Below are 397 nucleotides of genomic sequence, written 5' to 3'. Positions count from 1 at the left end.
GTGGTCGGCGATGAAGCTGGTCATGAAGAAATAGGAGTGGTCGTAGCCCGGCTGCATGCGGATGGTGACCTTCTGGCCCGCAGCGTCGGCGGCGGCCTGCAGCAGTTCGGGCTTCAGCTGGTCGGTCAGGAAGCTGTCGGCGTCGCCCTGGTCGATCAGGATGTCGTCGTACACGCCCTTGGCCCCACCGGACGCCATCAGTTTGGCGGCGTCATGCCGATCCCACACGGCGCGGTCGTCCCCCAGATAGGCGCTGAAGGCCTTTTCGCCCCACGGCACGACCGATGGCGACAGGATGGGCGCAAAGGCCGAGACCGAGCGGAACAGGTCGGGATGTTTCAGCGCCAGGGTCGGGCGCCGTGCCCGCCCATCGAATGGCCCGAGATCGACCGCACGC

1 protein-coding gene is annotated in these 397 nt (G+C 67.0%); it reads right to left on the bottom strand.

What is annotated here, in order from left to right:
- Nucleotides 1-397: alpha/beta hydrolase-fold protein (locus CVH10_RS17995; protein ID WP_369335865.1), on the bottom strand; the 397-nt coding region annotated here is incomplete at both ends.

It is taken from the genome of Halomonas sp. ND22Bw (assembly GCF_003011945.1).
GTDB lineage: Bacteria > Pseudomonadota > Gammaproteobacteria > Pseudomonadales > Halomonadaceae > Halomonas > Halomonas halophila.
This window is presented reverse-complemented; position numbering and strand designations above follow the sequence as displayed.